Raw genomic sequence first — 13,890 nt, 5'->3', positions numbered from 1 at the left:
CATGAGCAAGCACACGGCCGACCTCGCGATCGAAACGTCGGGACTGGTCAAGATCTTCGGCCAGAACAGGGCGGTCGACGGCATCGACCTGGAGGTGCCGGCCGGCACGGTGTACGGCGTTCTCGGCCCCAACGGCGCAGGCAAGACGACGGCGGTCCGCATGCTGGCGACGCTGCTGCGGCCGGACGGGGGCCAGGCGAAGGTGTTCGGCAAGGACGTCGTGCGGGAAGCCGACGCCGTGCGCGGCCGGGTCAGCCTCACCGGTCAGTACGCCTCGATCGACGAGGACCTGACGGGGGCCGAGAACCTGATTCTACTCGGAAGGCTTTACGGACACCGCAAACCGGCCGCGCGTGAGCGGGCCGGACAGTTGCTCGACGCGTTCGGGCTCACCGCGGCCGGTGACCGTTCGGTGAAGAACTACTCGGGCGGGATGCGCCGTCGCATCGACATCGCCGCGAGCATCATCAAGACGCCGGACCTGCTGTTCCTCGACGAGCCGACGACGGGCCTCGATCCACGCAGCCGCAACCAGGTGTGGGACATCGTGCGGATCATCGTGGCAAGGGGCACGACCGTGCTGCTCACCACGCAGTATCTCGACGAGGCCGATCAACTCGCGTCCCGCATCGCCGTCATCGACACCGGCAAGGTCATCGCCGAGGGCACGCCCGGACAGCTCAAGTCCTCCGTGGGCAACGGCACCGTCCACGTACGACTGCGCAACCCCGCCGACCGCGGTGAGGCCGAAACGATTCTGAGCAGGACGCTGGCAACCAGCGTCCAGCTCGACGCCGACCCGCTCGCGCTCACCGCGCGGATCGCGGCAGGCGAATCGGGTTCCGGCGCGGCCGAGCACGCGGCGAAGGGCCTGGCCGAGCTCGCGAAGGCGGGTATCACCGTCGACGACTTCTCGCTGGGCCAGCCAAGCCTCGACGAGGTTTTCCTCGCGCTCACCGACCGTACCAACCGCGCGAACACCAACCACACGAACACGAAGGGGGCAGCGGCATGACCACCGCCGCGACCAAGGAAACCGATCAGGCCACGGAGTACACACCGGCCGCCGACAGGCTCAACGCCGTTCTGGCCTCGGGAGAACCGCCTCCCCGGCCGAGCGCGCTGGCCGCGTCGACCACCTTCGGCTGGCGGGCGATGCTCAAGATCAAGCATCTTCCCGAGCAGATGGTCGACGTGACGCTCTTCCCGATCATCATGACGCTGATGTTCACCTACCTCTTCGGAGGGGCACTCGCCGGATCGACAGGGGACTACCTGCAATACCTGCTTCCCGGGATACTGGTGATGAACGTCGTGATGATCACGATGTACACCGGGATCGGGGTCAACAGCGACATCGAGAAGGGGGTGTTCGACCGGTTCAGGACGCTGCCCATCTGGCGGCCTTCGGCACTGGTCGGCGCGCTGCTCGGTGACATGGTGCGCTACCTGATGGCCTCGACGGTGATCCTGGTTCTCGGGCTCGTGCTGGGTTTCCGCCCCGGTGGCGGAATCGGCGGCGTGCTCGCGGGCGTCGCGCTGCTCATCGTATTCTCGTTCGCGTTCTCCTGGATCTGGACGATGTTCGGGCTGTTGCTGCGCACCGAACGCGCCGTGACCGGCGTCAGCATGCTCGTGTTGTTCCCGATGACGTTCCTCAGCAACGTGTTCGTCGACCCGAGGACCATGCCGGGCTGGTTGCAGTCCTTCGTGGACGTCAACCCGATCACCCACCTCGTCGGTGGCGTGCGCGGGCTGATGGAGGGCAGGTGGGAAACCGGCCACATCACCTGGACGCTGGTGGCCTCCGCGGCGCTGCTGGCGATCTTCGGAACCCTCACGATGCGGCTCTACAACCGCAAGTGACCTGTCTCCGGGGTGCGCTCGCGGTTCACAACCGCCAGCGCACCCCGGATTCGGGCGTGTAGCGGCAATTCGCACCGGTCGAGACCGCGGCTCGCAGGTGCGTGGCAAGGGCGGGATGACGATCGTCCAATTTGCGCAGCGTGTCCCTGATCCGGGCGGACACCGTTTTGCGGGCCCTTTCGGCTTCGTCTCCGAGCCTGCGTGTCCTGCCGCCGAGACCGGCCGCCGTGCGCAACTCTCGCAACAGCGCGTCCCGTTCGCGGTCGAGGCCAGCGGCCTTGGCGTCGGCTCCACTCGCGATCGCGGCCTCGATCTCCTCGTCGAGCGCGGTGAGCCTGCGCTGGTACCGCGCTTTGGCCTCGTCGTCGAGCACCGGATCACCACCGAGGCGTTTCGCCGCGACGACGACGTCACCACCGGCCGGATCGAGCAGCGCCACGGCCGGGATGTCGGTTCCCGGCTGCCGCAACAGCGTGTGCACATCGCGCAGCCCCTTGGAATCGGGCATCAGAACCGTGTCACCTGCCATCGACAGCGACCACACGTCGCCGGTGAAGCGGAACTCGTTGGTGGTGTCCGCGGCGGCATGGTCGGCCTCCCCCGGGGTGTCCCCGGCAGGGAGGAGATGCCGCATCCCCAGTTCCGCCGCCTCGGCCGCGACCTCGGCCCGCAGCTTGTCCGCCCTGACGTCGTCGCCGTCGTTTCCCCTTGCCGCCAGCGCCTTCGCGAGCCCGGCACCCGCCTCCGCGGCCCACGGCCGCGATCCCATCCGCTCCGCCGAGCGTTTCGCGGCGGCGAATCGGCCGACGGCCTCGTCCCAGCGTTGCTGCGCGGCGTCGAGCCGCCCCAGCCAGTAGGTCACGGGACCGCTGATGTCGAACCCGAACATCGACACCAGGTAAGTACCGGCGTGTGGCAGCAACGCCTTCCTCGCCCGTTCGCACAACTCCGGGTCGCCGGTGGCGGCCGCGAGTTGCGCCTGGAACCGCAGCCACAATCCCATGTCCATGATGGACTGACCTTCGCCGCGTTCGCACACGTCCCTCAGGTAACGCAGTGCGAACGCGGTCTCCCCCTTTGCCAGTTCGTTCATCGCCCTCAGCAGCCGGGGCCGGTGTATCGCGCCCTCGATCAGCGTGCCCGCCATGGCGTCCAGCTCGTCGAGCCTGCCCCGCTGGTAGGCAAGCAACCAGCGCAGGTGCCGCGCCGCGGTGTCGATGTGTGTGCGGTCCTGTTGCTCGACGAATCTCTCCGCCTCCAGCAGCAATGTCTCCGCTTCGGCGAACCGTCCCGTGAACGCCGCCACGATGCACCGGTCGACCACGGAGGCGAGCCACATCCGGGTGTCGCCGCTACGCTCGATCATCTCGGCGAACCGCGCCATCTGTCCTTGGTAGGCCGGATCGCCTCGCTCAAGCAAGGCGACCCAGCGCAGTGATACCGCGTACTGCTCGGATTCGGTGTCACCGGTGCGGCGGGCGACGGCCGCCAGCTCGTCGACCATCGCCAGCCGGTCCTCGGCGTTGCCGGTCCCCCAGCTCATGTTGTGCTGTGCGAACAGGCTGAGCGCGAGTCCCTCATCGTCGCCGGTTTCCCTCGCGAGGCTCTGCAGCCGGACGGCGACCTCGATGGCGAGCTGGTTGAGCGGGCGGTCCGCGACCTCGTCCTCGTCGCTTCCCGTCAACAGCGGGTGTGCTTCGGACAGCAAGGCCCGCGACAATTCGCGCCGCCGCCCGTGGTCGGCGATGTGGGTGCTCAGCGCGATCGACCCGAGCAGCACGGGATCGTCGTGAGCGCGCGCGTACGCGGCGGCCTCGCCGACGACGGCGACGCCCTCCTCGGTCCGCTCGATCGTCAGCAGTTCCTGCGCCAGCTCGCCCATGATGAGGATGTAGCGCCGGGGAAAGTGCCGCTTCGCGAGTGCGGCGCCGGTACGGAAGTGCCCGATCGCCTCGTCGAAAGCCATCCTGATCGCGGCGTCCCTTCCCGCGGCCAGCAACAGTTCCGTGGTCTTCTCGGCCGCGATCTCGTCACCGGCCCGCACGGCGTGCCTGGCGAGGTCGCCTTTGAACACCCGCTCGGCCAGCGAGGGCGCCGAGCCGACCGCCGTGACGACGGCCGCGTGCCGCGAGCGCAGTTCCCCTTCGCCGAGCTCGTCCCGCAGCGTTTCCCTGACCAGGTCGTGGGCGAAAGCGAAAGCGCCGTTGCCCTTGGCGACGACGAGCCGCGCGGCCATGGCTCTTTCCAGCAGGCGATCGACCTTGGCGACCGGGTCGGCTCCCATCGCGGCGAGCACCTGACGATGGAAGACACCGCCCAATACCGCGGCGTCGGTGAGCATGCGGGACACCGGGGCGGGCAACAGCGAGATCCTTCTGCGCACCGCGTCGCGAACACCGGGCGGAACCGCCGCGACCGATCCGTCGCTGTGCCACAGTCGCGCCGTCTGCTCGACGAAGAACGGGTTGCCGCCGGTACGGCGGTGCACCTCGGCGACGAGCGCGGGATCGGGCACCGCTCCCGTCGTGCGTTCCATCAGCGCGGTGACGCCCTCGACGTCGAGACCGGTGAGCGTGATGGTGGTCGCGGCGGCGACGAGCGCGGTGATCCGGGGCCGCAGCACGTGTTCGGCGGCCTCCACCTCGACGTCCCGGTAGGTTCCCACCAGCAGCAACCGTTCGAACCAGGTGTGCCTCGCGACGAATTCGAGCAGCGTCAGCGACGCGGTGTCGGCCCAGTGCACGTCGTCGAGTACGACGAGCACCGGCCTGTGCGCCGACACCGCGACCAGCGCGCTGGTCACCGAGTCGTAGAGCGCGAAGGTGTCCGGCACCTCGGCACCGGCCTCGCCGAGCAGCACCCCGAGCCCGTCACCGGCGGCCTCGCGTGCCGCTGCCCATTCCTGGTCCGTCGCCGCCCTGCGCAGGCCGCGGAACACCTGAACCCACGGCCAGTACCCCGGCGCGGCCTCCGAGTCCCAGCAGGCACCGCCGACGACCAGCGCGCCGAGTGCCCTCGCCTCCTCGGCCGTGCCGGTGACCAGCGTGGTCTTGCCGATACCGGCCTCGCCGGTGACCAGCACCAGGCCGCCGTGACTCTCCGTCGCTCTCGTGATCTCGGCGCGCAACAGGGCAGCGGGATGTTCCCTGCCGATGAGCGCGCCACCAGTGTCTTGGGTACGCATGACGAGCTCGACAGTAGTCATCACGCGCCGCGAATGCCTGTTTTTTCGCCCTGCCGCGACCGTCGCGGCGGCAGGGTGTCACCATGCACACGACGTTTCTCATGGGGGAAAAGGATGCGGGAGGAACCCGGCTCACCGGGTGGCACGACGATGCTCGCGAAGCTGCTGAGCGAGGTCTTCGCGCCGTGGGTGATCGTGCTGCTGCTACCGCTGGCCGTCGCCTGGGAGGCGACCGGAGCGCTCGGTCCCACCCTGTTGTGGGGCCTGCTCGTCGCGTTCACCAGCAGCATCCTGCCGATGGCCGTCATCGTCTGGGGAGCGCGTACCCAGCGCTGGGACAGCCACCACGTGCGTGATCGCGAGGGGCGGCTGATTCCGTTCCTCGTGCTCATCGCGCTCAGCGCGCTCGGCCTCGGCCTGCTTCTCCTGCTCGGCGCGCCATGGCCGCTCGTCGCGCTCGACGTGTGCATGATCGCGAGCCTGCTGGTCACGGGAGCGATCACGATCCGCTGGAAGATCAGCATGCACGCCGCCGTCGCCTCGGGCGCGACGGTGATCCTCGTGGTCATTCACGGCGTCCTGCTGTGGTCACTGTCACTCGTCGTGGCCGCGGTGTGCTGGTCGCGCGTCGTGTCCCGCGATCACACCAGCGCGCAGGTCATCGCGGGTACCGTCGCCGGAGCGCTCGTCGGCGGCGGAATCTACGCGCTCATCGCCTGAGGCCGCGAGCGATACTCCACTGTGGACCCGCCCGGTGCGGGGCCGCCATGACCCCGCACCGGCACGGCTCAGGCCAGCGCCGACGGATGCTTCGCCAGCGGGGTGATCTCGAACTCCAGATAGGGAAACAGCGGCAGGTTCCACAGGACTTCGTGCAGCCGCTCGTTGTCAGCGACGTCGAAGACGCTGAGGTTGGCGTACTTGCCCGCATGCCGCCACAGGTGCAGCCACTCCCCCTCACGCTGGAGCCGCCGCGCGTACTCCTTCTCCTTCGCGACCAGGTCGGCCCTGACCTCCGGGTTCAGATCGGAGGGAATCCGCACCGTCATGCGCACCGCGAACAGCATGCGTCACTCCCTGTCGAGCGCGAAGTCGTAACCGACCTCACGTCCGCCGCCCGCCGAGGCGACCGGGTCGAGGATCAGCTCGGGTTTCACGGCGGAGGCGATGTCGTCGCCGATGTGTGTGTCACCCCGGAAGTACAGCTGCGTCGTGAGGGTGCGGTACCCGGGCGCCGACACTATGAGGTGCAGGTGCGCGGGGCGCCACGCGTGCCAGCCCGCCGCGGCGATCAGTTCACCGCACGCGCCGTCGGTCGGGATCTGATACGGCGCCGGTTCGATCGTGCTGATCGCGAACTCGCCCGACTCACCCGCGACGACGGTTCCTCGCAGGTTCCACTCGGGAATGCCGGGCGCGAACTGCGAGTAGTATCCCGCGTCGTCGGCCTGCCAGATCTCCACTGTCGCCGACGGCAACGGCGTCCCGTCCGCGCCGGTCACCGTGCCCCGGAACACCAGTGGCACACCGGCCTCGCCCTCTCGCATCGGCAGCGCCGCCTCTGCCGGAAGCCGGGGCGCGTCCGGCACGTAGTAGGGGCCCTCGATGGTTCCCTTGCTTCCGCTCCGGTTCTCGTTGGCGACCTCCTCGACGGCGTGCTCGATCCACACGTCGAGAAACAGCGGCCACTCGCCGTCCGCGCCGACCTTGATCAGCCATGCCTTCAGCGCGTTGTACTCGGCGTAGGTCACCTTGTGCTCGCGGATGGTGGCGTGCACCGCCTCGATGACCTCGCGGGCCAGCAGATCGACCCGCTCCTTGCCGACCGTCGCCGCCCCGGAGGGCTTGTCGGACTTGTCGGTGACGAACCGCTGGGTGGCGGCTGCTCCCGAGGCGGCGGCGGTCGCCGTGCCTGCCTGCGATGCGCTCATGGTGTTCTCCATTTCCTTGTCCCTTGGTGGTGGGGTCGGCCGGGTACCTCAGTCGAGGCGGTAGTGGGCGAGCTTGTCCTCGTCGATCACGACCCCGAGGCCAGGCGCCGACGGAGCGAGGAGCGTGCCGCCCTCGATGCGCAGTGGCTCGGTGAGCAGGTCGTCGCTCATGTCGAGGAAGTTGGACAGTTCGGCCGCCCTGCGCGCGGTACCGGCGAAGGCGGCCCCGAAGACGACACTCGCGGCTGTGCCGAGCTGGCCGTCGATCTGGTTGCCGAGCACTACTTCGGCACCGAGTCCTTCGCACAGATGCAGCACCCGCTGGGAGTCGGTGAATCCGGTGCGAGCGGTCTTGATGCTGATCGCCGTCGCGGATCCGCCGAGCAGTTCACGGGCCACCTCGGCTGGTTTGCTCGCGCTTTCGTCGGCCACGAACGGGATCGGGCATCGCGACACCAGCCAGCGGCGGCCGAGTACGTCGTCGGCGGGGTTGAGCTCCTCGGCGAACGCCAGGTCCAGATCGGCCATCATCCGCAGCGCCCGCGCCGATTCCGAAGCCGACCAGCCCCGGTTGCCGTCGATGTACAGCTCGGCTTCGTCGCCGAGCCCTTCGCGCAGGGCACGGCAGGCCGCGATGTCGAGCTCGGCCGGCCTGCGCCCGACCTTCACCTTGAAGGTCGTGATGCCGTACTCGTCGCGAAACCGTCGCGCCTCGGCGACCATCTTCGCCGGTTCGGCGAAGCCGACCATGTGGGCGACCCTGAGCCGGTCGGTGTAGCCGCCGAGCAGGGCGGTGACGGGAAGTCCGGCCGACTGGCCGATCACGTCCCATGCCGCGATGTCGAGCGCGGCCTTGGCCACCGGATTGCCCACGGTGCGATGCAGCTTCGCGTGCCAGCGCTGCCTCGCCAACGGTGACTCACCGAGCAGCGCTGGCGCGAACAGTTCGTCGATCACCGCGCGGACCGACGCCTGCGTCTCGCCGTAGGTGAACGGGCGGGGCGGGGCGTCGGCGACGCCGACCAGCCCTTCGTCGGTGTGCACCCTGACGAGCACGTGCTCGGCGGTGTGCACCTCGCCGCTGGCGAAGCGCAGCGGCTTGCGGTACGGGATGGCGTAGGGGATCGCCTCGACCTTGCTGATCCTCACCGCTCGCCCCGTCCGGCGGGCACCGCGCGAGTCAGCTCCTCGACCCACTCGGCCGCGGCGAGCAGTTCCGGTACCCGGTCCGGATGCCCGACGAGCTGGACACCGAGCGGAAGGCCGTCTTCGGTGCGGCAGCCGGGAACCGTCACCACGGGCAGCCGCAGCAGTTGCCACGGCCTGCTCAGCACCGGTGAGCCGGTCGCGGCGAGCCCTCGCGGCGCGGCGCCGGGGGCGGCGGGAGCGAGTATGAAGGTGCCTTCCGCGAGCAGGCCGAGCACGGTGGGCCGGTGCCGGTGCGCGACCGCCCGGGCAGCGTAGTACTCCTCGTCCGAGATCCGGCTTCCGGTGGCGAGCAGCTCGCCGAGCTGAGGGCTCAGCTGTCGTGGGTGCCGGGCCTCCTCGGCGAGCGCGCGCACGGCCTCGTAGGCCATCACCTTCTCGTGCGCCGCGACGAGCGCGAGCGTCAGTTCCGGCAGGCCGAGCCCCGTGACGCGCGCGCCCCGTTCCTCCGCGAGCCGCACCGTCTCCGCCACCGCCGCGGTCATCGCGGGCTCGACGTCGGCGACCTCGGTGCCGCTCCACACCACCAGCGAGGGCGGGGTCGCCGCCACCACCGGCGCGGTACCGGTGAGCGCGGTGAAGGTCAGTGTCAGGTCGGCGACGGCCGCGGCGAGCAGGCCGACGGAGTCCAGCGACGGCGCCAGCGCGGCGAAACCGGCCGTCGGCAGCCCCGGCGCGACGAGACCGGCGGCGCCGCAGAACGCGGCCGGTCTGGTGAGTGACCCCGCCGTCTGGCTGCCGATCGCCAGCGGCACGGTACCGGCGCCGACGGCCGCCGCCGAACCGCTCGACGAGCCCCCTGGCGTGTGGGCCGGGTTGTGCGGATTGCGGGTGGGGCCGGGTGCGAAGTAGGCGAACTCCGTGGTGACGGTCTTGCCGACCGGAACGGCACCCGCTCGGCGGAGCATGCCGACCACCTCGGCGTCGCGGTCGGCGATCTGGCCCTCGCGCAGCGGTGATCCACATTCCGTCGGCAGACCGGCGACGTCCACGATGTCCTTGACGCCGAACGGAATTCCGCGCAGCGGACCGGCCCGCACCGCGCCGTCGAGTTCCCGCGCGGCGGCGAGCGCTCCCCGCTCGTCGAGCCGCACCCAGGCAGCGAGGTCGGCTTCCCTTGCTTCGATGCCGCGCAGCGTTTCGGCGACAAGCGCGCTCGGCGACACCTCACCATCGGCGACCCTGCGTACCATTGTGGACAGTCGAGAAGTCATTTCCGGTCTCCTCCGGCACCTGCGGGATCAGCTTCAAGGCGATGGAACCTGCGGTTGAAATAGACCAGGCTGTCACGGTCGGTGCGCGCACGCACCTGTTCGATCGTCACGAACAGGACGCTGTGCGAGCCCATCGATTTCCGGTCGGCGATGACGCCCACGATGTTCACCAAGGCGTCGCGCAGCAACGGAACGGGCGCGGACTGGTCCCAGATGTCCCAGGTGAACCGCTCGGCCATGGACACGTCGGTCATCCCGGAAAAGTGCCGTGCGAGCCATTCGTCCTCCGCCGCGAGTACGTTGAGGCACACCCTGCCGTTGCCGTTGAACACGTCGTGCGTCGCGCTGCGCTGGTTCACGCACACCAGCACGGTCGGCGGCGAGTCGGTGACCGAACAGGCCGCGCTCACCGTGATCCCGCAACGTCCGCGCGGCCCGTCGGTGGTGAGGATGTTGACCGCGGCGGGAAGGTGAGCCATCGCCTCCCGGAAGTCGGCCGTGCTCGGCGGCGCTGGAGCGACCGGCGACGCGGGAACCGCGGGCTGGGTGAGGGACTGGGTGGTCAACACGGGCTCCATCTCGTTCACACCGTTCACAGTTCGACGACCAGGCGTGGTGTCCTCGATCTCGACACGCACGCCGCGATCCGGTCGCCGGCTTCCTTTTCCTTGCGGCTCAAGCAGTTGTCCCTGTGCTCGGGGCTGCCTTCGAGCACGTCGAGCACGCAGGTCCCGCAGATGCCCTCCCTGCACGAGGTCTCGATGTCGTAACCGTTGTCCTCCAGCACGTCGACGATCGACTGTCCCGCCGCGACGGGGAACACCTCGCCGGTGTCGAGTTCCAGTTCGAACTCGTCACCGGTGCGCTCGGCGGGTTCGAGCGGCTGGAAATGCTCGACGTGGAGCCGGTCGGCGATCGCGCGCTCCCCCGCCAGTTCCCCGACTCTGGCAAGGAATCCCTTGGGCCCGCAGGCATACACGTGCGTTCCGTCCAGACCGGACTCAACCGGCGACAGCGCCGTACCGAGAATCGCGAGCTGTGTTTCCCTGTCGACACCGAAGTGGAACCGCGCATTGCCCTCGAACTCGGGCGCGCCGAGCGTGCCGGTGAACGCCGCCCGCTCGGCCGAGGACGCGAAGTAGTGCAGCGTGAAATCGGCACCGTCGGCGAGCAACCGGTGTGCCATCGCCAGCAACGGGGTGATCCCGATACCGGCGGCAAGCAATACGTGCCTGCTCGCCTCCGCCGCGATCGCGAACAGATTGCGCGGCGCGCTCACCACGAGTTCGTCGCCGACCGCGACCTGCTCGTGCAGGCTCTCCGAGCCACCCCTCGACGGCCGCTCCCGCTTCACCGCGATGAGCTGAGAATCCTCACCCGGCGCGCCGCACAACGAGTACTGCCTCGTGCCGCCGCGGGGGGCGACGACGTCGATGTGCGCGCCCGGCTCGAAGGGCTCCACGGGTCCGCCGTCGGCTGGCGCGAGCCGGTAGGTGCGCACATCCTCGGCCTCGACGACGATCTCGGTGACCTTCACTGTCCTCATCGCACTCACCTCAGGTAAAGGCCACCGTTGGCGTCCCAGCAGGCGCCGGTGACCGACGAAGCGTGGTCGGCGGCCAGCAGAGCGACCATGTCGGCGATGAACGCGGGCGAACCGAGCCTGCCGACCGGGATACTCTTCGTGATCTCCTCCAGCCGCTCGGCAGGCAACATCTCCCGCACCACCGGCAGGTCCTGCGGTCCAGGCGACACGGCGTTCACGGTGACCCCGCTCGCCGCGAGTTCTCGCGCGAACACCTTGGTCAGCGTCGCGACGCCGCCCTTGGCCGCCGCGTAGTGTCCCCCGGTCGCCGTGCCGCCGTTCTGGCCGGCGAGCGAGGCCATGTTGATGATCCTGCCGAAACCGTTGTCCGCGAAGTGCGCGCCGAACACCTGGCTGCCGAGGAACGTTCCGTCGAGGTTGGTCGACACGACGGAACTGAAGCTCTCCTGGCTGATTTCAAGCAACGGCTCGGCGATCGACCTTCCCGCGTTGTTCACCAGTACGTGCACCGCTCCCCATCGGCCCACCAGTTCGTCCCGCACGTTCTCGAACGATGCCTTGTCCCGCACGTCGAGGCCCAGCCCGACGGCGGTGCCGCCACCGGCGTCGAGCACGGCGGCCTCCGCGACGGCCGCGTCGGCGTCGAGGTCGGTGAGCGCGACGAGATAGCCGAGTTCGTGCAACCGGCCGGCGATCGCCCTTCCCAGTCCCCTGGCCGCACCGGTCACGACCGCGGCCCTCGCGCTCACAGCAGGTATCCCGACGCCGTCACGGCCTCCCGCGCGTTGACCAGCCGCACCACCTTGAGCGCCAGCGCGGGGCCGGTGGTGCCGAACTCCACCTCGTGGGTCAGTTCGGCGGCGAGCACGGTGGTCGCCGATCGCTTGTGCGCGACGAGAACCTGCGCCGAGCTCAGCCGCACCCGGCCGGGCGCCACCGATTCGACGACGAACCCCGACACCGTGCGCACCGTGGTCGCGGCGGCCGACGCGGAGATGGAATGGCCTCCGGTGAGCCGCTCGACGCGCATCCTTCGCATCCGCTCGTCGTCATACACGAGGTTCAATGTGGACTCGAAGTCCGTCGTGTCAGGATCGATCGGGATCACGTAGTGGCCGCCGGGCGCCCACAGTTTCTCCCATTCCCCGTAGGCCCTCCTGTCAAGCAACCTCGCTTCGCGCCAGATCAGCTCGACGGCACCGGCCACGTCGGGATCGGTGAACATGCTGTACTCAGCACTGTGCTCAGCCGGCATCGGACATCATCCTCTTCCACATCGCGTAGCTCTCGCGCATGCCGTTCTCGTCGGTGACGTGCGCGAGCGTTCCGCCGTCTTCGGTGGGCTGCTCCTGGCCGTATCCCCTGTTCACCAGGATCGGCAGCTCCGGGCCTCCCGCGGCGCCGAGCTGAACCCGTTCCCACGCCTCGGCGTCGTCGGGACTTCCGAAGCCGAACGGCCCCTGGAAATGCTCGTGGATCCGCAGCCGCTCCCTGTTGACGATTTCCGGGCCGCCGTCGAGACCGAGCGCGACGTGCCTGATCTCGGTCTCGTTGACCGAAATCGGTTGCAGTACCCGGAAAAACGACATCGACATCGCGACGTTGGGGAAGAGGTTGAGGTTGAATCCGGCGCCGTGCATCGAGCGCACGATCCTGCGTACCTTCTCCGGTTCCATCTCCGTGGACAGTTCCTCCACGACGTGGCTGAACCGCTCCTGCAACTGTTCGGTGCCATCGTCCTCGTCGAGATCGACGTGTTCCGGCACCGACACCGCGACGCTGTGCCCGTTGCCGAGCGAGCGTACGTAGTTGCCCTCGTTCGTCATGACCGACAGCATGCTGGCCGTCTCCGCGTCGACCGAGGCCATCCACGAGCGGTGCACGATCGGAAAGTGGTACCAGTCGGTGGTGTTCTCCAGCTGGATCTTCCAGTTCCCGTTGAACCGGAACCGATATTCGCCCTGCACCTTGATCGGATATCCGGCGCCCTGCTTCATGAACCGGTCGATCCAGACCGTCGCCTCGCCGAGAAAGTCCACCAGTGGCTCGACATCCTCGTTGAAGCTGGCGAAGACCATGCCCGCGTACGAATCGACCTTGAGCCGCCGGAGCGGGAGATCCTTCTTCTCGACGATGTCCTCGTAGCGGTCGGGATAGGGAATTCCTCGCAACGTTCCGTCGAGCGCGTAGGACCAGGCGTGGTAGGGGCAGGTGAATCCGTTGGCGTTGCCCTTCGGTTTGTCGCACACGCTGGCACCGCGATGCCTGCACCTGTTGACGACGACGTTGATCCCGCCCTTGCGGTCACGGGTGACCAGCACCGGCTGGCGGCCCACCATCGCGGACTTGAAGTCACCGCGTTCGGGGATCTCGCTCTCGTGCGCCACCCACACCCAAGTCCGCTCGAAGATGCGGTCCAGTTCGCGCTCGAACAGCGCGGGATCGGTGTAGAGCGCGACGTCGACCTGGTCGGGACGGACAAGACCGGCCGGGTTTTCCGGGCGTACCGCGCTCATCGCCGCTCCGTCCGCTCAGCCGCGGCGCCGACCTCGTCGGGGAAACCGAGCGGCCTTCCGATCCTCGCCTCGATCTTCGCGTAGCGCCACAGCGCGTGCTCACCGACCGGCGTGCTTCGGAAGAGGCCGCAGGCCGCGGCGACGGTGGGCTGGTCGGCGACCTCGGCGAGGATGTAGCAGGTCCACGGCCACTGCGCGGAAGGACCGACCATGTGCTGGTCGTCGTCCATCGTGCCGAGCACCCGCACCCCGGGCAGCGCTGCCAGCGCGTTGGTCATCTCGGTGAACGCGGTGAGCACGTCCCCGATGCGTTCGGTGGGCAGGTCGAAGAAGTTCTGGTTGATGCCGATGCAGAACAACACACGCAGCGGCGTCGCTGACTCACTCATGAATACCTTTACTTTCGGGGTGGGGTCACGTCCACACG

At 68.8% G+C, this 13,890-nt stretch carries 14 protein-coding genes; 3 read left to right on the top strand and 11 right to left on the bottom strand.

The genetic code is table 11. The features are described from left to right. The first annotated feature begins 1 nt into the window (after position 1). The gene (locus tag BAY61_RS14365) at positions 2–1,015 is read left to right on the top strand and encodes an ATP-binding cassette domain-containing protein (protein WP_091798210.1); all 1,014 of its coding nucleotides are present in this window, start codon (positions 2–4) and stop codon (positions 1,013–1,015) included. Continuing rightward, positions 1,012–1,866, top strand: a complete 855-nt coding sequence (locus BAY61_RS14360; RefSeq protein WP_091798207.1) for an ABC transporter permease — start codon at positions 1,012–1,014, stop codon at positions 1,864–1,866. Before BAY61_RS14365 ends, BAY61_RS14360 begins: the two co-directional genes overlap by 4 nt. A gap of 25 nt (positions 1,867–1,891) precedes the next feature. Here the strand turns inward: BAY61_RS14360 and BAY61_RS14355 are convergent, their stop codons facing one another. Further along, entirely contained in the window at positions 1,892–5,050 is a 3,159-nt protein-coding gene (locus BAY61_RS14355; protein WP_091798201.1) for an ATP-binding protein, read from the bottom strand. A 114-nt stretch (positions 5,051–5,164) separates the two neighbouring features. On the opposite strand from BAY61_RS14355, the gene BAY61_RS14350 reads away from it, so the two are divergent. Then, entirely contained in the window at positions 5,165–5,770 is a 606-nt protein-coding gene (locus BAY61_RS14350) for a phosphatase PAP2 family protein (protein WP_091798198.1), read from the top strand. Positions 5,771–5,838: 68 nt separating this feature from the next. Here the strand turns inward: BAY61_RS14350 and catC are convergent, their stop codons facing one another. Genes catC through BAY61_RS14300 form a run of 10 tightly spaced genes read right to left on the bottom strand, consistent with a single transcriptional unit; the run spans position 5,839 to position 13,852 of the window. After that, positions 5,839–6,117, bottom strand: coding sequence for a muconolactone Delta-isomerase (gene catC, locus BAY61_RS14345; protein WP_091798195.1), 279 nt, complete (start codon positions 6,115–6,117; stop codon positions 5,839–5,841). A gap of 3 nt (positions 6,118–6,120) precedes the next feature. Continuing rightward, entirely contained in the window at positions 6,121–6,981 is an 861-nt protein-coding gene (gene catA / locus BAY61_RS14340) for a catechol 1,2-dioxygenase (protein WP_091798976.1), read from the bottom strand. Between the two features lie 48 nt (positions 6,982–7,029). Next, positions 7,030–8,130 carry a mandelate racemase/muconate lactonizing enzyme family protein gene (locus BAY61_RS14335; RefSeq protein ID WP_091798192.1) on the bottom strand — a complete coding sequence of 367 codons (1,101 nt, stop codon included), beginning with the start codon at positions 8,128–8,130 and terminating at the stop codon, positions 7,030–7,032. Further along, positions 8,127–9,401 (bottom strand): amidase, encoded by a 1,275-nt coding sequence (locus tag BAY61_RS14330; RefSeq protein WP_091798189.1) that lies wholly within the window; start codon positions 9,399–9,401, stop codon positions 8,127–8,129. The genes BAY61_RS14335 and BAY61_RS14330 overlap by 4 nt, the downstream gene beginning before the upstream one ends. Then, positions 9,398–9,967 carry a flavin reductase gene (locus BAY61_RS14325; protein WP_245866088.1) on the bottom strand — a complete coding sequence of 190 codons (570 nt, stop codon included), beginning with the start codon at positions 9,965–9,967 and terminating at the stop codon, positions 9,398–9,400. Before BAY61_RS14325 ends, BAY61_RS14330 begins: the two co-directional genes overlap by 4 nt. Before the next feature lie 26 nt (positions 9,968–9,993). Next, on the bottom strand, positions 9,994–10,947 hold the full coding sequence (locus BAY61_RS14320) for a PDR/VanB family oxidoreductase (protein ID WP_091798186.1): 954 nt from the start codon (positions 10,945–10,947) through the stop codon (positions 9,994–9,996). A gap of 5 nt (positions 10,948–10,952) precedes the next feature. Next, positions 10,953–11,696 carry an SDR family NAD(P)-dependent oxidoreductase gene (locus tag BAY61_RS14315; protein WP_091798183.1) on the bottom strand — a complete coding sequence of 248 codons (744 nt, stop codon included), beginning with the start codon at positions 11,694–11,696 and terminating at the stop codon, positions 10,953–10,955. Then, entirely contained in the window at positions 11,693–12,202 is a 510-nt protein-coding gene (locus BAY61_RS14310) for an aromatic-ring-hydroxylating dioxygenase subunit beta (RefSeq protein WP_091798180.1), read from the bottom strand. Before BAY61_RS14310 ends, BAY61_RS14315 begins: the two co-directional genes overlap by 4 nt. After that, entirely contained in the window at positions 12,192–13,463 is a 1,272-nt protein-coding gene (locus BAY61_RS14305; RefSeq protein ID WP_091798178.1) for an aromatic ring-hydroxylating oxygenase subunit alpha, read from the bottom strand. The genes BAY61_RS14310 and BAY61_RS14305 overlap by 11 nt, the downstream gene beginning before the upstream one ends. Next, positions 13,460–13,852, bottom strand: coding sequence for a hypothetical protein (locus BAY61_RS14300; RefSeq protein ID WP_091798175.1), 393 nt, complete (start codon positions 13,850–13,852; stop codon positions 13,460–13,462). The genes BAY61_RS14305 and BAY61_RS14300 overlap by 4 nt, the downstream gene beginning before the upstream one ends. Positions 13,853–13,890 lie beyond the last annotated feature (38 nt).

It is taken from the genome of Prauserella marina (assembly GCF_002240355.1).
Taxonomy (GTDB): Bacteria; Actinomycetota; Actinomycetes; order Mycobacteriales; family Pseudonocardiaceae; genus Prauserella_A; species Prauserella_A marina.
This window is presented reverse-complemented; position numbering and strand designations above follow the sequence as displayed.